Annotated in this window: 11 protein-coding genes, 1 tRNA gene and 1 pseudogene; 6 read left to right on the top strand and 7 right to left on the bottom strand. The window is 41.4% G+C overall.

The annotated features are described in order from the left end of the window. Positions 1–7: 7 nt before the first annotated feature. On the bottom strand, positions 8–1,390 hold the full coding sequence (locus BV372_RS26220) for a serine/threonine-protein kinase (RefSeq protein WP_086689422.1): 1,383 nt from the start codon (positions 1,388–1,390) through the stop codon (positions 8–10). A gap of 75 nt (positions 1,391–1,465) precedes the next feature. Next, positions 1,466–1,846, bottom strand: coding sequence for a DUF4359 domain-containing protein (locus tag BV372_RS26215; protein ID WP_086689421.1), 381 nt, complete (start codon positions 1,844–1,846; stop codon positions 1,466–1,468). Between the two features lie 116 nt (positions 1,847–1,962). Between BV372_RS26215 and BV372_RS26210 the strand changes: the two genes are divergently transcribed. Together BV372_RS26210 and BV372_RS26205 are read left to right on the top strand one after the other, a co-directional pair. Then, a tRNA-His gene (locus BV372_RS26210) sits at positions 1,963–2,035 on the top strand. Between the two features lie 1,130 nt (positions 2,036–3,165). Continuing rightward, positions 3,166–5,586 (top strand): sucrose synthase, encoded by a 2,421-nt coding sequence (locus tag BV372_RS26205; protein ID WP_086689420.1) that lies wholly within the window; start codon positions 3,166–3,168, stop codon positions 5,584–5,586. 265 nt (positions 5,587–5,851) lie between these two features. Here BV372_RS26205 and BV372_RS26200 read toward each other — a convergent pair whose 3' ends face one another. The 3 genes and pseudogenes from BV372_RS26200 to cax all read right to left on the bottom strand — a co-directional run bounded on the left by BV372_RS26200 (position 5,852) and on the right by cax (position 8,644). Further along, a complete protein-coding gene (locus BV372_RS26200) occupies positions 5,852–6,379 on the bottom strand; it encodes a peptidoglycan-binding protein (RefSeq protein WP_086689419.1) in 528 nt (175 codons plus the stop codon). A gap of 754 nt (positions 6,380–7,133) precedes the next feature. Next, positions 7,134–7,340: pseudogene (locus BV372_RS26195) on the bottom strand (peptidoglycan-binding protein); the annotation flags it as partial. A 212-nt stretch (positions 7,341–7,552) separates the two neighbouring features. Continuing rightward, positions 7,553–8,644, bottom strand: a complete 1,092-nt coding sequence (gene cax / locus BV372_RS26190; RefSeq protein ID WP_086689418.1) for a calcium/proton exchanger — start codon at positions 8,642–8,644, stop codon at positions 7,553–7,555. Between the two features lie 1,002 nt (positions 8,645–9,646). Between cax and BV372_RS26185 the strand changes: the two genes are divergently transcribed. Next, on the top strand, positions 9,647–12,382 hold the full coding sequence (locus BV372_RS26185; RefSeq protein ID WP_086689417.1) for a DUF3536 domain-containing protein: 2,736 nt from the start codon (positions 9,647–9,649) through the stop codon (positions 12,380–12,382). A gap of 363 nt (positions 12,383–12,745) precedes the next feature. On the opposite strand, the gene psb34 is transcribed toward BV372_RS26185, so the two are convergent. Then, entirely contained in the window at positions 12,746–12,916 is a 171-nt protein-coding gene (gene psb34, locus BV372_RS35465; RefSeq protein WP_143845296.1) for a photosystem II assembly protein Psb34, read from the bottom strand. A gap of 626 nt (positions 12,917–13,542) precedes the next feature. Beyond that, positions 13,543–13,731, bottom strand: coding sequence for a hypothetical protein (locus BV372_RS36685; protein WP_218776774.1), 189 nt, complete (start codon positions 13,729–13,731; stop codon positions 13,543–13,545). 425 nt (positions 13,732–14,156) lie between these two features. On the opposite strand from BV372_RS36685, the gene BV372_RS26170 reads away from it, so the two are divergent. The 3 genes from BV372_RS26170 to BV372_RS26160 all read left to right on the top strand — a co-directional run bounded on the left by BV372_RS26170 (position 14,157) and on the right by BV372_RS26160 (position 20,430). Further along, the gene (locus BV372_RS26170) at positions 14,157–15,056 is read left to right on the top strand and encodes an alpha/beta hydrolase (protein ID WP_086689414.1); all 900 of its coding nucleotides are present in this window, start codon (positions 14,157–14,159) and stop codon (positions 15,054–15,056) included. Between the two features lie 427 nt (positions 15,057–15,483). Then, positions 15,484–17,814: a long-chain fatty acid--CoA ligase gene (locus BV372_RS26165; RefSeq protein WP_086689413.1), complete on the top strand. Its 2,331-nt coding sequence runs from the start codon at positions 15,484–15,486 to the stop codon at positions 17,812–17,814. A 246-nt stretch (positions 17,815–18,060) separates the two neighbouring features. Further along, complete coding sequence (locus BV372_RS26160; protein WP_086689412.1) at positions 18,061–20,430, top strand: 3-hydroxyacyl-CoA dehydrogenase/enoyl-CoA hydratase family protein; 2,370 nt, start codon at positions 18,061–18,063, stop codon at positions 20,428–20,430. The last annotated feature ends 120 nt before the right edge of the window (positions 20,431–20,550 follow it).

Below are 20,550 nucleotides of genomic sequence, written 5' to 3'. Positions count from 1 at the left end.
CCAAAATCTAAAATTCAAAATTAGTATTACAGTTTCTCAGTTTTGCTACTAAAGCACTGACGTGTCGCCACAATTGAGTACCACCAGCCCAATTATGGGAGGGTAAATGTCCTGGAGGCGCTGACAACCGAAAAAATAATTTCTGAAGAGGAGAAGTGGAGTGGGGTAGATTCCAGCCTATGGCGGCGCAAAACTTGCCGTAGTCACCATCAACGCTTTCATAAATTCGCCTTTGCACGCTGAATCCAAAACGCCCTTTGCTGTATTTACTCCATAATTCGTCAACTATTTGTAAATCCTCACAAGGCAAATTTTCAATATCACTACTAAAAAAATAGCTGCCTACAGGCTTTCTGATTGCTTGACACATCAGTGCCCAGGTTTTTTCATCTGCTGATTGCCATTGTCTTAAAGCAAGTAAATCCCGCAAGTGATGGTAGTCAACTCCTGCTTCAGATTTCAAAGTATGAACTGGCTTTTTCTGTACAGGTTGAGAACAATCAAGTTTAATCGCGCAATTCAGCGCTTGCAGAGCTTCAGCAGCAGATTTGTAGCGTTGGGAGAGAGCATTTTGCAGTAGTTTGTCGAGAATATCAGCGAGGCGAGGGTTTACTGCATCTTTACCTAAGATGTAATCGCGCCACACCCAGCGATCGCTACTCACATCAAACAAATCAAAAGGAGAAATTCCTGTTAATAAATAAATACAACTTATCCCTAAACTGTAAAGGTCACTAGCTGGTAGCGCTTTACCCCGCATTTGTTCAGGAGCCATATATCCTGGACTTCCGACTGTTGTACCTGTATGTAGCAAAGCTGTAGCGGTGATCTGTTTGGCAACTCCAAAGTCAATTAAAACTAGATCATTCCCTGATGATCTACGCATGATATTTGCTGGCTTAATGTCCCGATGGATCACTTGTCGGACATGAATAAATTGCAGCAGTGGTAACAATTCTTTTAGAAGTTCCCAAATTTGCGCTTCGCTAAAAACTCCTTGCTGTTGCAACTCCTGTGCTAGCGTCTGTCCTGCAATCCATTCTTCTACCAAATACAGTTGATTTTCTTGTTCAAAGTACTCCAGCAGTTGAGGTATTTGGGGATGCTGCAACTCACTCAGGCGGACGGCTTCCTGGCGAAATAATTCCACCGCCTTCTCAAAGCTTTCCCCATTTTGTTCTGGAAAGCAGAATTGTTTAATGACGCACTTGGGTTTGGAGGGAAGGTGTTCATCCACAGCTAAAAAAGTTATGCCAAAGCCACCACGTCCAATCAGATGAAGCAAATGATAGCGGTCTTTGAGAAATAGTTGCCTACCACATCTGGTACAAAATCTTGCTGTGTCAGAATTGTGCGGATACAGACAGCGAATGTTAGGACAGAGTTTCATTACAAGGTAGAGCTTTCCTTGGGTCTACATAGAAGTATTCCCAACTAATTCCAAATTCTCCCCCTGTGCTTGGCTCTATTGCTGTTCAGCAGAGTACGTATAAAAGTTATTAAATGCGCCCACAGTCTCAAATTTGTAAGACGGTATAAAAGAATTTAGTTTTAAATCTGTACTGTAAATACTAAAAATCATATAATCTTGACGTTTTGTAGTTCCTGCGATAATTCCCCGCATTTGCGGGTTAACTGAATCTACTGCTTTTTCACAATTAAAGTGTATTAAATTTTCTATAATACCTTGTGTTTTTTGACAAACATCGGTTTTTAAATATTGTGTCAACCGTTGCACAGCATAGTCTTGATATTCAACCTCAGTGGGATTTGATTTCGTCATTATTATTCCCAATACAACTAGTCCTGCGGCTCCTAAATATGCAATAATCGTTGAGGCTTTCATGTTTTATCAGCTATGATTTGTTTTAGTCATTAGACTGCTAATTAACTGAGTCCGTTCCAATAACAAAATTTTTTGGATCAAATCAGCAGGGAAGTGTTATACTCAGATAGTTAATGGCGAGCGTAGCCAAGTGGTTAAGGCAGTGGTTTGTGGTACCACCATTCGTGGGTTCGAGTCCCATCGTTCGCCCTCTATAAAAGTAGACTCATATATTCTGGCTAATCAGTGAGCTATAGACTGTTGTTGGCAATACCAATAACCTCCAATGTAGCAAAAATTGGTCATCCACAGCTAAATTAATCGAGCATATAGAAACAACTGTACAAGTATATTAATTTAGCTTATGTAGATTTTGAATATATATAAGCTAAGATTTTTTATTTATCAGGGTACTTTCTCTATTCTCACGTATACCTTAAGCAAGTCTTGCCAATTTATAAGCGGCTCGATGAATTTGAGTTAACACCGAACAATAAAGCATTTCTTTTCTTTTGTGTTCTACCTTATTGTTAAGACAACAGTTAAATAAAAAATGTAAGAAGCACATCTGGTTAGATATTGAATCTGCTTCTAAATAGGTTATTTTTTACACAATCAAATATTAAAAACCTCAAATAATAAAAATTAAGTTGAGTCTACAAAATGCCAGCTAAGAGATAATCATGATGTTGCTGATACTGTAATTATAATAAATAAAAATTGCGAAATATTAGCTAGATAAATTACCAAAGCGACTGATCTACATACTGATAGGAGAATCAGTCTGACAATTTGTTTTTGAGAAAACTTTACTTAGTTAATAGTACATCTATAAATTAGATTTAGTTATGAAGCAAGAAATTTTTTGGGGCAACTTTCGACGCTAGTACTCATCGTAATTACAAAGCATCTACCTTTGAAAATAATTTACTTCAAGAAAATAAAATATCTCAAAACCTTGTCCCTGAAAGGCTGAGAGTAAATGCATCTAGAAAAAGTATGTAAAATTCTATGCCTTTAGTTAGAGTTCAAAGTACTGAGTAATAGATACTTTAAGTAAAGTGAACATGATTTGCTAGGCAGTTTGAATAAAGCTGTAATACAGATCTTGTTGATATCCGATTCAACAATAAGTCAATAAGCTATGACGCATTTAAAGTGTATATTGACTTATCAGGGTCGTCATTGGTCATTTGTGTTTAGGAAAAATAGACTAATGGCGGTCTTCTCCTATTGGAGACGCTGCGCGAATAGGAAAAAATGTCCAATTTAGATGCGCATTAGCTGACTGATTTGGCCCTAGAGTCGAAAATACAAATTCATCTTTTGGAGGAGTTGCTATGTCTGAATTGTTTCAAATACTCCTAGATAGTGACGAGAAGAGTGATTTGCGTTCTTTTACTAGTGAGTTACGCCAGCAAGAAAAAAAATATTTGTTACGTAACGATATCATTAATGTATATAGTGAATATTGCTCCAAGTACAAGAATACTGGGAAGTCAGACAGTTCTTCTCATTTAGGCAAATTAATTTACTATACTCAAGAGATTATTCAAGAAGATTCAAACCTCTGTTTTATTATTCGGCCCAAGATAGCCAGCCAAGAAGTTTATCGGCTAACAGAAGACCTAAAAGTAGAACAAATGACTGTACAGGAATTGTTGGATATGCGCGATCGCATAGTCAACAGATTTCATCCCAATGAAGGCGACCTGCTAGAACTGGACTTTGGCCCCTTTTATGACTACTCGCCAGCAATTCGCGATCCGAAAAATATAGGTAAGGGAGTAAACTTCCTCAACCGTTATTTATCTAGCAAGTTATTACAAGACGCTAAACAGTGGCTGGAGAGCTTATTTAACTTCTTGCGGTTACATCAATATAATGGTGTGCAGCTGCTAATCAACGATCGCATCAAATCACAGCAACAACTTTCCGAGCAAGTCAAGAAAGCTCTAGCCTTTGTGAGCGATCGCCCCAGTAATGAACCCTATGAAGAATTTCGCTTCACTCTACAAACAATGGGTTTTGAACCGGGTTGGGGAAATACAGCCCAGCGCACCCAGGAGACTTTGAACATTCTTGATGAATTGATAGATTCTCCCGATCCCCAGGCTCTAGAAGCTTTTATTTCTCGGATTCCGATGATTTTTAGAATCGTCCTGGTGTCTCCCCACGGATGGTTCGGACAAGAGGGAGTATTAGGACGTCCCGATACTGGCGGTCAGGTCGTTTACGTCCTCGATCAGGCCAAGTCTCTAGAAACGCAACTGCAAGAAGATGTCAGATTAGCCGGTTTAGAAGGATTAAATGTTCAGCCCAAGGGAATTATTCTTAGCCGCTTAATTCCTAATAATGATGGTACTCTTTGTAACCAACGTTTAGAAAAAGTTCACGGCACAGAAAACGCCTGGATATTGCGAGTACCATTGCGGGAGTTCAATCCCAACATGACGCAAAACTGGATTTCGCGGTTTGAGTTTTGGCCTTATTTAGAAACTTACGCCATTGATGCCGAAAAAGAACTGCGGGCAGAATTCCAAGGACGACCCGACTTAATTGTTGGTAACTATTCTGATGGTAATTTAGTAGCATTTCTACTGGCAAGACGCATGAAAGTCACCCAGTGTAACATTGCTCATGCCTTAGAAAAATCTAAATACTTGTTCAGTAACTTGTACTGGAACGATTTAGAGGATAAATATCATTTTTCCTTACAATTTACTGCTGATTTAATTGCCATGAATGCTGCCAATTTTGTTATTAGCAGCACCTACCAAGAAATTGTGGGAACACCGGATAGTGTAGGCCAGTATGAATCATATAAATGCTTTACTATGCCGGATTTATATCATGTAGTGAATGGCATTGAATTATTTAGTCCTAAATTTAATGTGGTTCCACCAGGGGTGAATGAGAATTACTATTTCCCCTATACGCGGAATGAAGACCGAGTGGAGAGTGATCGCCATCGCATTAATGAAATGCTTTTCACTCTAGATGATCCTAGTCAAATTTTTGGTAAACTTGACGATCCTGACAAGCGTCCTATTTTCTCGATGGCACGTCTCGATCGGATTAAAAACCTCACTGGTTTAGCAGAATGCTTTGGTAAAAATCAAGAATTACAAGAACATTGCAACTTAATTTTGGTAGCAGGTAAGTTGCGTGTTGAAGAATCAGGCGACAACGAAGAAAGGGACGAAATTGTTAAACTTTACCAAATTATTGATCAGTACAATCTCCACGGCAAGATTCGCTGGTTGGGTGTGCGCTTATCTAAAACTGATTCTGGTGAAATTTACCGCGTAATTGCCGACCATCAGGGAATATTTGTGCAACCTGCTTTATTTGAAGCATTTGGTTTGACAATTTTGGAAGCAATGATTTCAGGAATACCAACTTTCGCCACACAATTTGGTGGTCCTTTAGAAATTATTCAAGACAAGGTTAATGGATTTTACATTAACCCAACAAATTTGGAAGAAACCGCTGTTAAAATTTTAGATTTTGTCACTAAGTGTGAACACAATCCTAATTATTGGCAGTCAATTTCTCAGCAAAGCATTGAGCGAGTTTACAGCACCTATACTTGGAGAATTCATACAACAAAGCTGCTATCTTTAGCGCGAATTTACGGTTTTTGGAACTTTACTTCTCACGAAAATCGAGAGGATTTGCTGCGTTATATAGAGTCTTTGTTCTATTTAATTTACAAGCCAAGAGCACAACAACTATTGGAGCAGCATAAGTATCGCTAATTAGTCATTAGTCAGTAGTGGACTGACACAGCTAATTTAGTGCATTAGCGAGGAGAAAATGAACCACCGATGAACACAGATGAACACCGATAAAATGGATTTCTGTAACGCACCATTTTAGGCATGTCAGTCCAGTAGAGTGCGTTATCGCAACGCGTAACGCACCAATAAATACGGTGCGTTACGGCTATTACTTACTCTTTCAAAAGCTCAAATCTTTACGTGGCCGTAACATACCTACTCAATATTTACTATTGACTTTTAACTAAATTGTCAACTCACGCCAAGTTCTTTGACCGACTATTCCATCTGCTGCTAAACTCCGCCGATTTTGAAATGCTTTAACAGCCGCCTCTGTTAATGGGCCAAATACCCCATCAACCCGCATTCCATAGCCATGAGCCACTAACAGCCGTTGCAATACTCTGACGATCACACCTGAGCTACCAAAACGTATAGTTGGCGGTTGGCTATTATACTTTTGGACTCTTGCTCTGGCTATTAAATTGTCTGCTATTACAGGCTGAGAATGCTGCAATAGCTTTTTGCTAATTTCTTTAACGAGATTTTGTTTGTTGAATTTAGGGGATAGCGGGGTAGCTAGGGAAGGTCCATCTGTCTCCATAAATTCTGGTGGTGTAATTTGAGCAGTTGGAACTACTTGAGATGATTGGTTCTGTATTGAGTTTTGTAAGCTATTTTCTAGATGAGGCGGTTGCTGCTCCGGTAAATCGGGCAAAGATGGTTGTCCTGTTGTTAACACGCCCGTCATCAGCAGGCCAATTTCACTCATTATAGTTCTTTGTACTAACACCAATATTCCTTTTCACACACCGAGTTTATATTATTCCGGAATAATGCATAGGAATACACAAAAAAGTCATGTAATAATTTATTAGCAAAAAATTGTTATTGCTTGGATACAAAATATGGTATTGACATAACAATGTTATGCCCCTAAGGGCTTATGTTTTACAGTCCATACTTAAGAGATAACTGTTTAATTTTATGTTTTTTTATATGCAGTTAGTTGATGGTTAATATCTGCATTCTCATCTTTAGATAAGAACCTCTAACTAGTGCTTTTAGATGCGAGCAACTAATAAAAGAAAAACTTCCTTAGTTTATTCCCTATGCCTTGTATCTCTTAAGAGTCTAGCTAGCGTGGAAATAAAAATAACATACTCTACTTTAAGCCGCTTGTTATCTACAAAACAACTATAAAATCTACAATAATACCTATTTAATTTGGAATTTTATCAATAAAGAATTCAAAAGTCAGGGGTCAGAATTTAGCTTGCGGATTTTAAGAGCAGATGAATAACTGGGTTTAAGACCCCCACCACATTTAAAATTTGGTATTCTTCAATCAGTCGGGGCTGAATCCTTAACTGATTGTATTGTGAATTCTGAATTGCCCATCTTACTTCTTTTTCAAAGTCGCTGAGTAGATAGGAGAAATGAGGCTGCTCGTAGGGTAGCGATAGCAAGGGATTAATTTAGCTAAAAACATGATTAATTAGTAATAAATAATCTCTAATAGCTAATTATGCTAACTCGCGCCAAGTTCGAGGACCGACTACTCCATCTGCATTTAAATTCCGCTGATTCTGAAAAGCTTTAACAGCCGTCTCTGTTAATGCACCAAAAACTCCATCAACTTTAACAGCATAGCGATGATTTAATAACAGCCGCTGTAACACTCTGACAGCATCACCGGAATCACCAAACCGTAGATTTGGCAGACTGGGATTAGCGGTAGCACGCGCATTCAAAGGTTGTGCTTGAGTTGTAGGTATTGTTTCCATAATTCGGAAGTAATGTTTAATAACTAGCTGTTACTTGATTATTTGTGAATGGTTAGCGATCGCAACTTAGGATGACAATGCTCTTTAACCCGATTAAAAAGCGATCGCTCTCGATTAAAGTGTAAGCGATCGCCCATGAAGTTGATGTTTGCTGGTAACTAACCGATGCCATCAATGACTGGGTGGAAGTAGAAAGCTATTCCCAAGACTGTGTAGGCAGCTAATAATAAGGTTCCTTCTAGCCAATTAGATTTACCATCAGAACTAATGCTGTTGGCAATCAACACGGCTACAGCAACAGCTACTAATTCAAAAGGTTGAAAATTTAAATCCATCGGTTGACCAAACACCCAACCTGCGATCACTAAAACGGGAGCGACAAATAAAGCAATTTGCATACTCGATCCCACAGCTACGGAAAGAGAAAGATCCATCTTATCTTTCATCGCTACGGTGACTGCTGTGGCGTGTTCCGCAGCGTTACCCACAATAGGAACAATAATCACCCCAGTAAACAGTGCTGACAAACCTAGCTGGGATGTAGCTACTTCCAAAGAATCAACTAGCATTTCCGACTCCAGAGCTACTAAGAGCGTACATACTAGAAGTACACCACTCCATAACCACATATTTGGTTTGTTATGGGGCATTTCGTCTATCTCTGCTTCTACCATCCCCACTTCATATAAATAGGAGTGGGTTTTCATCGAAAATAGCAGTGTTAGCGCGTAGACCAAGATTAATACTATGGCAACGGCAACAGAAAAATGTTGTAGAGTTTGTCGGCCAATCCCCTTAGACGTAATGTCCATAGCGGTAGGTAGCAGAATAGCAATTACCGCCAGATTCATAGCTGAAGCATTTACCCGCGCTATAATTGGCTCAAATGTCTGTTCCTTATACCGTAGTCCTCCTAAAAGCATAGAAAGACCCATCACTAGTAGTAGATTGCTAATAATCGAGCCGGTGACACTGGCCTTGACTACATTTACTAGCCCAGCTTTCAGCGCAACTAAAGCAATAATTAGTTCCGTAGCATTACCAAAGGTGGCATTTAATAGCCCTCCTAATGAAGGACCAACTACCACAGCAATTTCCTCTGTGGCCGTACCCATCCAAGCTGCTAAGGGGAGAATTGCTAATCCAGCTGTGATGAAAACTATCAAGTCGCCCCACCCCAAAAAGTGAGCTGCTAAGGAAACCGGGATAAAACATAACAAAAAGAGAAAAATAATGTTTTTGACTGACATTGGTCACTTTGAGTTGAGGGTATCTAGTCACAGATGCCTATATAGTCAATACTCATGAGGAATATTGGCTGTGACATCATCAGGCTCTTGAGTCATCAGCCTCAGTTGTTCAACCCAGGCTGAGGGTTAAAATTAGTTCCCAAGTAGGAGAACTACTTTGAACAAAAAGGTTAGCATCTGTGTAGCACTTATCACTATTAGCTACCAAAATTTGTGTTGATGACAAGCTTGCTAAAATGCAGATTTTGGTTTGGTGAGTGATTGGTAGCAGATGCGATCGCAGATAAAATTGCCATCGTCATCAAACAATTGTTTCCTTTTGCTCAAAGGCTAACCAAGGAAACTTAGTTAGCCCTTTTATTTTGCCCAAACTTTTCTGAGATACACTATGAGTCGATCACAACAACATTAACGGATTAAATCTTGGTGCGGTTGATCCAGATGAGTGCAAACCCGCAAAAGGATGCGATGACGCGGTGAACTTTAATTTTCTTAATCTCTGCCTCAGTTTTCAGGTTCACAGTGGCCTGAGTTGGGCTAACTCTCCCACAGCGCTGTCTCACTGCGTCAGCCTTTACTCATCAACATTCTCATGTAGTAGTTCCGAGATTTTACGGTTTTCATTCTCAAGCTAGATATGTAATATAAAATTGCGTTTTGCGTAGATTTTGCAATGTTTCGTAGCAAAACTATGACTTGAGGTCGATATTTTACTGAAAAAATGCGGTTTAATATATTAAAAGACAATTAAATTTATTGGCGTTACCAACAGTATAGGCTCCACAATTAGGAGTTTTTCGATGGCTAATAATTTGATGCCTTTTGGGAAAGGACTGTGCGATAACGCAGATTTCCCGCTATACTAAGACCGCTTTGTTAGAACTTTGACTGTATTACATAGTTGTTATCGGTACCGGATTTTGTGTTCAAGCCCTTGAATAAAGGTTAACAGTCCCATTTTTGACACAACTGCAAGTTTTTTTGATTTTGGAATAAATATACATGACTTCTGCTGCTGAACTGCCAGCTAGTTCTGGCTCAAAATTCACGTCACAATACGATCCCAGACATACTTCCCAGAGCGATCCCCTAAGAACGGCAACGGGTGTTTATGTCACTGTGCATGGTCACTTTTACCAGCCACCAAGGGAAAACCCATATCTGGACGCAATTGAACGCCAACCGAGTGCTGCACCTTTCCATGATTGGAATGAGCGGATTCATTGGGAATGCTATCGTCCGAATGCCTTTGCCAGGGTGTTAAATGACCGGGGCGAAGTCATAGATATCGTAAATAATTACGAGTATATGAGCTTTAATATCGGCCCCACGTTAATGTCGTGGCTAGAACGCTACGATGTTGAGGTTTATCAGCGGATTTTGGAAGCAGATGCCAAGAGTTCCCAGCGCTTGCACGGTCACGGTAATGCGATCGCGCAAGTATACAATCACATCATCATGCCTCTGGCTAATGAACGGGACAAATATACCCAAATTCGCTGGGGCAAAGAAGACTTCCGTTCCCGCTTTGACCGCGATCCCGAAGGTATGTGGTTGGCGGAAACTGCTGTAGACTATGCCACTCTCGAAGCTTTGGTGGCTGAAGGAATTCGCTTTATTGTCCTCGCACCATCGCAAGCACAGCGTTGCCGTCTTCTGCCGACGAAAGACGATCCCCACCCCGAATGGCACGAAGTTGGCGGTAGTCAGATTGATCCCACCCGTCCCTATCGTTGTTATTTGAAGCCTGAACTCAGCATTGCATCTTCACCTCTGAATGCAATTCACAGCAACCATGACAAAGGTGCATTAGATGCAGAATCCGTAGAAGGATTACCCTACATTGATATCTTCTTCTACGATGGCCCGATCTCTCGGGATATGGGTTTTAGTGACGTTATTTATAGTTCCAATCACTTTGCCGGACGCATAGGTTCAGCTGTGCGTGGGGATCATCGTCCAGCGCAATTAATTTCTGTCGCCACCGATGGGGAAACCTTTGGACACCACAAGAAAGGAACCGAGAAAACTCTAGCCTACGCTTTTAAGGGCGAGTTTCCTAACCACGGTTGGACAGTGACAAACTATGCTCATTACCTGAGTTTAAATACTCCCGCTTGGGAAGTGGAATTGAAGCCGATCACTGCTTGGAGTTGTGCCCACGGTGTAGATAGATGGCAAGATGACTGTGGTTGCGGTGGTGAAGGCGGTGTTTGGCATCAGAAATGGCGTCGTCCCCTGCGCAATGCCTTGAATTGGTTGCGAGATCAGCTACTTGAAGTATATGAAGAATATGGCAAACAACTATTCCGCGATCCCTGGCTAGCTAGAGATGAATATATTCAAGTCATCCGCGATCGCTCTTCTGCCAATGTTAGTCGTTTTCTAAGCCGTCATCAAACCCACAAACTCACAGCCGCCGAACAAGTAGATGCTTTGCGTTTATTGGAAATGCAGCGTCATTCTTTGCTGATGTTTACTAGTTGTGGTTGGTTTTTTGAAGAAATTTCTCGCCCTGAAGGTACGCAGATTCTGCGTTATGCCGCCCGCGCTTTAGAACTAGCAGGGGATGTAGCGGGTGTGCAGCTGGAAAAAGGCTTTCTCAAACGTCTGGGTTTAGCCCCCAGTAATGTTGACCATTTCAAGCACGGTACCGAAATTTATCGCCAACTAGTATTGACTGCCCAGATTAGTTGTCAACAAGTAGCCTCGCACTACGCTATTACTTCTCTGTTTGCCAACCACAAACCAGCAGAGACACGTAATTTCCTATCTGGACAAGATACTAATGGCAAACATCCTCATGTTTCCCAAAAGCGGGTTTACTGCTACACCGCTAATGAGTTGGATTACCAAATGCAACGCATGGGATCGCTAACTTTGGCAGTTGGTCATTTGCGGCTAGTGTCAGATATTACTTGGGAAAGCGAAGATTTGGTGTTTGCAGTTCTCCATTTGGGCGGCTGGGATTTCCACTGCTGCATTCAACCATTTGCCGGACGACGCGACTACAGTCAATTAAAAGACAAGCTGTTTGGCTCGCTGCAACAAGCTAGTGCGGCTCAAACTATCTTGATCATGACGCAGTTATTTGGGGAAGAAACCTTTAGCTTACAAACTCTGTTCGCCGAAGAACGCCACCGAATTATGCGGCTGCTGAGTCAAGAAACACTGACACGTTTAGACCAGCTTTATACCCAGGCGTACCGTGATAATTACGGCGTGATTGCAGCGTTTCACCGAGATGAACTAGCTGTACCAAAAGAGTTGCAAGTAGCAGTGGAAATTGCTTTAGGATATCGCTGTCTGACAACATTGCGATCGCTTGAGCAAGATATCGCGGAACCGCAATTAACCTCAAATCACATCGTCGAATTAGAAGCGATCGCCAACGAAGCCAAGCATATGCGTTGTCGGCTGGATATTCCTGAAGGCAAGCAGATATTGGAACAGTTAATTACGCGATTGCTTTGGCAATTGTTACACGATCCCAATGGTAGCTTAGATGCAGATATCCAACGCTTAGAACGGTTGATTGATACCGCATATCATCTAAACTTTGGTATTTCTCTGCATCGATCCCAAGAACTATACTTTAGTTGCTTGCACAGTCAAATATTACCAATTTGTATCGCCACCCTCAGTAATGAGCGAGAAAACAGTAAATGCGATCGCCTGCTGAAGCTAGGACAAAAGTTGGGTATTGATATGAGTGGCATTATCAATCAGTTGCACTAGTGGTTCAGCACATAAATTCTCTTGGGTTGCGAGGATTAGATCCCTAGCTTATCCCGAAATCCCGCCGTCACCCTCGAAGGGTGCGGCTAATCAAACAAAGCCCACCTTCGTGGGCTAAAGAATTCAGCCCACGAAGGTGGGCTTCGTACCGATAGCCGAGGCAGTGCGTTGGGCGGGTTCCCCGACTTGTTCGCTGAAAGCGTTCCCGCAGGGTAGCAAATGCCGTCCAGGCTTCCAGCCTGCCGACTTTATTTTGGGTATGCGAAAGAACTTTCCTTGTAAACAAAAAACCCCGGTGATTAACCGAGGCTGATGGGAGAAGTCCAAATGACGATTAGATACAGCGATAAAAAAGGGAAACTTTTAGCTAATACCAGAAGCAAACAACACTAAAGCAGTAACTAATAAAGTAGCAACTGCACCTTGGAAGGCATAGCGACTTTGCTGCTCAGTTGAAGGGTAGACAGCGTAGTAAGTTTGGGGTTCAGTCGCGTAGTTGTTGAGAATACCTTCTTCGTTAATAGTGGTGTACATAGTTCGTTTGCCCCGTTGTTAACTTATGTAACTAAATTTAACAACTTTATTACAAATTGTCAACTACTGTTGACAACAAAAGGCTGATGTTGTTAATTAGAGTGACTTATCAATGGCGGGGAAAAGCAGCAACTCCTAGACAAGACTTCAGTGCTGACTACGCGAGAGGAATTTCATGTCTCTAATGAAAGTTTTAGCCCCGTGATGAGGCTTTTTGCTCCATTAATGAGGCTTTTATCTCCGTGAATCAGGCTTTTTACTCCGTGAATGAAGCTTTTTGCTCCATTAATGAGGCTTTTATCTTCGTAAATGAAGCTTTTTGCTCCGTGAATGAAGCTTTTATCTCCGTAAATGAAGCTTTTTGCTCCGTGAATGAGGCTATTATCTCCATTAATGAGGCTATTATCTCCGCGAATGAGGCTTTTAGCTCCGTGAATGAAGCTTTTATCTTCGTGAATGAGTATTAAAATCTTTGTATTGGGCAGTATTTATCAAAATCTAAATATGGTGGGCAGTGCCCACCCTACAATACTTATTCTCAGATCTCTGACTTTTAAGCGGATCGCTACGCCTAAACCTCAAGGCTATCTCAGGGATGGGTTGTTAAATAGAAGCGTTTTTATCAGCTATGTGCTAGAAATTGGTTTTCTGTTGTTCATGGCGGCAATCGCTCTTAAGATTTGGAAATAAGGCAGAAGACAGAAGCGTATTTCCAACTGGAGACTCCGCACTAGCTGACACGAAGTGCGATCGCCATTAACAACATTCTCCGCGTCCCCCACGTCTACTTCCACCTTTGGCAACAAACTTGGCAAAATACACATCTAATAATTAAGCGCTAATAATTGTTGAGACTCCCAACTGAATTGAATAGAATTAATACAATATAAAAAGATGCACAACGACTTCTGAAACCTATGTCTTGAGACCGAACAAATTCTCAATCAATTTGTATCAAGGTCTCAAAACGTAGATTGTTAATACCAGCATTTTTACTTACGTTAAATCAAAGCCTGATAATATCGGCAAACGCCGTAAAGTAGCGACAAAGCGGGCAAGATTATATCTACTCAGGGCCAAGTTTTAACTAGGTAATAGTGGATTAGTTGTCAGAGTTTGTAGTTAGCAATTGAGTGCTCACTACATAATTACAGTTACTAATCACAGAAACTACACAGAACAATCTCCAATTGCGTCTTGAGACATAAATTCTAAAAAAACGCATTTGGTAGGTACAGCAATGACACACATAGAAGGCACCTTCACCGGAGCAGGGGGGCTTGAACTTTATTACCAAAGCTGGCAGCCAGAGGGTGAAGTACGGGCAGTTATCGCCATAGTACACGGGTTTGGAGCGCATAGCGGATTATTTATGGATGCTGCCCAGCATTTACTACCTTTAGGTTATGCTATCTACGCTTTTGACTTACGAGGACATGGGCGATCGCCCGGACAACGGGGACATATTAATTCTTGGGCAGAGTTGCGAGAAGATTTACACACCTTCTTGACGCGCATTCAAGAACGAGGCCCTGGCTGTGCATATTTTTTGTGGGGTCACAGTTTGGGAGCAGCGATCGTTGTAGATTATGCCTTGCGCTTTCCCCAAAGCTTGCAGGGAGTAATCCTCACAGCACCTGCTTTAGGAAAAGTTAACCTGCCGTTGCTGAAAGTGGCTTTGGGGCGAATGCTTTCACAACTTTGGCCAAACTTTAGCCTGAAAGTAGGTCTTGATAAAGGCACAAATTTACGCGGACCGAATCTCATTGCCACCCAAGACCCATTACGGCACGAGTATGGCAGTGCGCGACTGGCCGCCGAATTTTTCGCTACTGAAAAATGGGTTACTACTCATGCTTGCGAGTTACAAGTCCCTTTGTTAATTATGTATAGCAGTGGCGATAAAATCACACCGCCAGAAGGCAGCGTGGCGTTTTTCCAAAAGGTAACTTTCCCCGATAAAGAAAGCTATGAGTATGCTGGAGACTATCACGACTTTCACGCGGATATTAATTACCAAAAAGTACTTGTAGATTTAGAGAATTGGCTAGAAAAGCATTTGGATGGAGATATAGACAATCAACCATCAAGGTGTTTGATAAAAATACCTACGTTACATACTGAAACTATTACTCATTGATGGCTTTCTTTGCGAAAAAGATACAAACGTTGTCGTTGATCCCCAGCATGAACTACATTATTATTAGTACAGAAGAGCTTAGTTTAAGTCATTAGGTAGGGAATACTCCTAAGACTTAAAGCAACACTAATTCTGTCTTTAAGAGATACCTATTTGGAAGGAGAAATTTGGCAGTTGTCAGGATTTAGGTATCAGAAGTCGGCATCTTAGGCATTACCTGGTCTGGCATGAAGCTGCGCTCAAGTATCTGAAGAGAAATAATTATTCAACAGAGACTTAGAGCATTTTTATTCAGAATAAAAAATTTGGTGATTAGGAAAATATTTTTCTAATACCTATATTAGTTATCAGTGAATAGCGAACATCTGATAACTGATGACCGATAACTGATAACGAGGGGAAGAGTAAGAAACTCTTCTTGGATAAAATGTTATCTACCAATAAGACCTATAGAGCGCCTCCCAACTCTGGAGAAGTAGTCTTAGGGCGTACTTTGCCTTCCTTATTAGATGAAGCGTGCGATCGCTTTCCTAACCCTCGCGCCTTAAACCAGTTTGCAGAAACTGGCTGGCAACCTTTATCTAACAGCGAATTGCGCACGGCTACGGCAGAATTAGCATTGGGTTTGCTGAGCTTGCCAATGAAAGCAGGCGATCGGATTGCGTTACTCATGCACAGCGATATCAACTTTTGTATTGCTGACATAGGTTCCTTACTCGCAGGTTTGGTAAATGTGCCAATTGATTTAACCCAAACAATTGAACACATTATCTTCATTTTGCAGCACACAGAAGCAAAGGCGCTAATTATTTCTAATCTCGAGTTGCTGTCTCAAATTATTCCTTATCTGGGAAATGTAACTCATCTCAAGACAATAATAGTTACTGATGTTCCTAATAATTGGCATCAACAGCGACAACAATTAACCTGTCAACAAAGTACGGAATATGAAAAAACGCTAAATAGCGATATTTCAATAATTCCTAATAATCTATGTTTGTTGCTACCAACCTTACACTCATCAGCACAATCAGTTAGAGATATTCCCCAATGTATTCAAGTCTTTTCATTGGAGGAAATTCGCGCTCAGGGGCAGATAAAGAATTCGGAAGCTAGTTTACAGGAACTTAATCCCAAAATAATAGCTGATGACTTGGCAACTATCATTTACATTCCCGGCATTACAGGAGAACCTCAAGGGGTAATGCTCACCCACGAAAATCTCTCTGCGAATGCATTAGCCATGTTTACCGGCATCCCTGATTTGGCATTTGGAGCACAGGAGGTAATTCTTTCATTCCTACCGTTAACCCATGTTTTGGCTCGTGTCTTTGTCTACGGTCATATTAACTATGGTCACAGCATTTATTTTAGTAATTCTAATCGGGTATTAAAACACCTGAAAGAAGTCAAGCCAACAATATTTGCTACAGTTCCTTTGCTATTAGAAAAAGTTTATAGCAAGCTTATAGAAGAAGGAGAGAAAAATAAGACACGAAGCAACAAAGAAACAGAGACAAGGGTAAATTTACCGCGTCGTCATATTACGATTTTACCCTTTAGTTTTCCAGCTACCTGGACTGAAAAAACACCACTTGCTACCCTGCGAGAAGCTTCCATGCAGGTGTCTACAACAGGAAGAACTCTTGCAAAGCAGTGGTTTCCCTCCCGTACCGCTGCTGTTTCTTTGGCAAAGAAACCATCCACTAAACTGCTGGCTATTTCATTGCGTCAATTCTATCTTCCTCTATCTCAATCGATGATGAATTGGGCAGTAAAATTAGCCCAAAAATATGAATTGGGAAAAACCCCGCAACGTCAAGATGCTTTGATGTTGAAGCTGGCAGATAGATTGGTGTTTTCACAATGGCGTTCTGTTTTTGGTGGCAATATAAAATATCTACTGAGTGGAGGTGCAGGTTTAAAAGCAGAAATTGTAAATTTATTTGCTGCTGCGGGAATAAAAATTCTGCAAGGCTACGGTTTAACTGAAACCAGTTCAGCAGTAGCCTGTAATCGCAGTCAATTCAACCGTGCTGGAACTGTAGGCGTACCGATTGCTGGCGTAGAAGTTGCGATCGCCGAAGATGGCGAAATCCTCACAAGAAGTCCTTACATTACTCAAGGCTATTACAAAAATCTGGAAGCTACCCAGCAACTAATCGATGCTCAAGGTTGGTTACATACAGGCGATTTAGGAGAATTTACTTCTGAAGGCTTTCTCAAGATTACTGGTTTAAAGAAAAGCCGCTTTAAACTCTCTACAGGTAAGTATGTAACATCGCAACCAATAGAAAGCAAGCTAAAAAAATCTCCTCTGGTAGCACAGGCTGTTACTGTCGGTTCGGAGTGCAAATTCTGTGCCGTGCTAATTTTTCCTAATTTAGAAAACTTACATCAGCAGGCTTTAGCAATCGGAATTGATTTACCTAGCGAAGACTTGCTTCAACATCCTTGCATTATTGCTTTATATCAAGCATTAATCGATGAAGCAAACTGTCACTTACCTCATTGGTCAACGGTAAAACGATTCCAGGTAATTAATACCGAACTTACTGTAGAAAATGGACTATTAACACCAAATCAGGAGGTAAATCGAGCGAAAATTATAGAAGTGTTTGCTCAAAAAATTAATGCAATGTATGAAGACAATAAAATGCAACGACATGGGGATGTAAAAATAGGAAAAATAGATGACTTATGTCCTGCGAACTCAACATTTTCATGTCCTGCATTTGCTCAATCTCTCAATTCATAAATAGGTTGAGGCAGAGGGCAGCACTTCGGCTTCGCTCAGTGACCGGGCAGAAGGCAGAAGAAAAACGTTTTTGAACGAAGATATTTATTTTTAGTGAAATTCTTCTGTTTTTTGCATTTCTAACAATATCTCAAAAACTCATTCCTCTGTGTTCTCTGTGACTCTGTGGTTCGTTATCAGAACCCCTATATACAAGCAGTCGATTATTCAATCCAAAATCCAAAATCGAAGAAGGAAGGGTGATGTATGTTTAAGCCGTTCCGAACAGCCGCAGTTTTAGGTGCGGGGGTGATGGGAACTCAAATCGCCGCACATCTAGCCAATGCGGGACTCACAGTTCAATTATTGGATATTGCGGCTAAAGGCGACAATAAAAATGATGTAGTAGAGACAGCATTTAAAAAAGCGCTGAAGCAATCTCCACCAATTTTATTTACAGAAAAAACAGCTCGTCGCATCATTCTGGGCAATTTTGACGAACATTTTCACCGGATTAATAATGTTGATTGGGTAATTGAAGTTGTAGTAGAAAATCTCGCTGTTAAACAAGATTTGATGGCGCGGATAGAAAGTACAATTCGTGATGATACAGTAGTATCTACTAATACTAGTGGCTTACCCATCAATGAAATTGCTCAAGGGCGTTCTGAGCCTTTTCGGAAGCGGTTTTTAGGTACTCACTTTTTTAACCCTCCACGCTACCTTAAATTACTAGAGTTAATTCCTACACCTGATACAGACCCGCAGATCCTTGAAAGAATGCAATGGTTTGGCAGAATACACCTCGGTAAAGGTGTAGTAATAGCCAAAGACACACCAAACTTTATTGCTAACCGCATTGGTATGTATGCAACCATGCTGGGAATAAAGGGTGTGACTGAGCAAGGTTACACAATTGAAGAAATTGATACGTTAACAGGAGTAATCGCAGGACGACCCAAATCAGCTACATTTCGCACTGCTGATGTCGTAGGGCTAGATACATTGATGTATGTGGCACACAACCTTTACCCAGCCATTCCCCACGATGAAAGCCGGGAGGTGTTGCGAGTACCTCCGTTAATGAAGAAACTCGTAGAGACGGGGACTTTAGGAGCAAAAACAGGTCAAGGATTTTATAAGAAACAAGGTAAGGAAATTCTCTCGATTAATCCCACGACGCTAGCTTATGAAGCAGCTAAACCACTTGACTTAGGGGATATTGAGGCAATTGGCAAGATTTCTGATTTAGGCGATCGCTTACGCAAACTCTACCACGATCCTGGTCGCTCAGGAGCCTTCTTCCGCAAATCAACCTTAGAAATTCTGGGTTACAGCGCTCGTCGCATTCCAGAAATTGCCGACAGACCCGCAGATATTGATCGGGCAATCCGCTGGGGTTTCGCTTGGGAAATCGGCCCGTTTGAAATTTGGGATGTCCTGGGCTTCGAGACTGTATTAGCAGACATGAAAGCTGCTGGTATCACCGTACCAGAGTGGGTAGAAAAGATGCACAATTCTGGCGTGCATAGTTTCTATCAAAAAGACCGCCTATCTTGGGCTGAACAAAAAGTAGTTGATGCTTGTGCGGTGTGCATTAGCGAACAACCAAAAACCCCAACAGATGAAATTCTGATACCAGCTATCAAAGAAGATGCCAAAAATATCTTGTGGCAAAACTCAGAAGCTTCTTTATTGGACATAGGGGATGGAGTAGTTCTATACGAATTTCATTCCAAAGGCCATACCCTGACTTTAAAAGTCGTAGAAGGTTTAGCTGCGGTATTAGACCTGATCGAGAACAGCGATTACCGCGGATTAGTCATTGGTAACGAAAGTGCTAACTTCTCTGGTGGTGCGAATTTGGCAGAAATGGCCATGTTAGCCCAGACAGATAACGGTAAAGGCATTGCCGATTTAATAGTCAAATTCCAGGCATTACTGCAACGACTAAAATATTTCCCCAAACCAATTGTTGCCGCAATTGTCGGGCGGGTTTTAGGTGGAGGTTGTGAGTTAGTCTTAGCTTGTCCCCATGTAGTAGCAGCCGCAGAGACTTACATCGGACTGGTAGAACTCAGCGTTGGTTTAATTCCTGGGGCTGGCGGTATTATGCGGATGGTGACTTGGGCAGCTGACAAAGCCGCAAGCGAATCACCAAAAGACATTCTCCCCTTCCTGCGGAAAGTGTTTGAAACTATTGGTATGGCGAAGGTTTCCAGTAGCGCCCATGAAGGGCAAGAATTGGGTTTCCTCTCACCAACAACCAAGATTGTGATGAATTCCGACCGAATTTTATCTGTTGCCAAAGAGGAAGTGCTGTGTCTTGACCACATAGGTTATATGCCACCACCAGAACGTAACGCCATCATGGTACTAGGCCGTTCAGCACGGGCAATGTTAGACCAGGCCGCCTACGTCATGCAGCAGGGAGGATACATTTCCGAATATGACCATTATTTAGCTAGCCGCTTGGCGTATGTAATGACTGGTGGAGAACTGACTGTACCTGCTTTGGTTGATGAGGATTATTTATCGAAATTGGAAAGAGAGTCCTTTTTACCACTATTACACCAACCGAAAACTCAAGAACGGTTTGCTTATACGTTGAAGACGAAAAAGTCTCTCAGAAACTAACGCGCAAACCCTTGTAATCCCTCTTACCTTTGTGCTCTTCGCGTCTACCCTGTGGGAACGGCTTCGCCGAACGCGGTTAGTTTTGAGTTTTTTAACGAACCGCAAAGGCGCAAAGGACGC

The organism is Nostoc sp. T09 (genome assembly GCF_002154695.1).
GTDB lineage: Bacteria > Cyanobacteriota > Cyanobacteriia > Cyanobacteriales > Nostocaceae > Aulosira.
The sequence above is the reverse complement of the archived record's forward strand: the minus strand, read 5'-3'. Positions and strand labels throughout refer to the sequence as shown.

Coding starts and splice junctions, on each gene's coding strand:
- cax (WP_086689418.1), bottom strand. CDS start 8,644: ATGTCAGTCAAAAACATTATTTTTCTCTTTTTGTTATGTTTTATCCCG.
- psb34 (WP_143845296.1), bottom strand. CDS start 12,916: ATGTACACCACTATTAACGAAGAAGGTATTCTCAACAACTACGCGACT.
- BV372_RS26215 (WP_086689421.1), bottom strand. CDS start 1,846: ATGAAAGCCTCAACGATTATTGCATATTTAGGAGCCGCAGGACTAGTT.
- BV372_RS26185 (WP_086689417.1), top strand. CDS start 9,647: ATGACTTCTGCTGCTGAACTGCCAGCTAGTTCTGGCTCAAAATTCACG.
- BV372_RS26160 (WP_086689412.1), top strand. CDS start 18,061: ATGTTTAAGCCGTTCCGAACAGCCGCAGTTTTAGGTGCGGGGGTGATG.
- BV372_RS26200 (WP_086689419.1), bottom strand. CDS start 6,379: ATGAGTGAAATTGGCCTGCTGATGACGGGCGTGTTAACAACAGGACAA.
- BV372_RS26170 (WP_086689414.1), top strand. CDS start 14,157: ATGACACACATAGAAGGCACCTTCACCGGAGCAGGGGGGCTTGAACTT.
- BV372_RS26220 (WP_086689422.1), bottom strand. CDS start 1,390: ATGAAACTCTGTCCTAACATTCGCTGTCTGTATCCGCACAATTCTGAC.
- BV372_RS26165 (WP_086689413.1), top strand. CDS start 15,484: ATGTTATCTACCAATAAGACCTATAGAGCGCCTCCCAACTCTGGAGAA.
- BV372_RS26205 (WP_086689420.1), top strand. CDS start 3,166: ATGTCTGAATTGTTTCAAATACTCCTAGATAGTGACGAGAAGAGTGAT.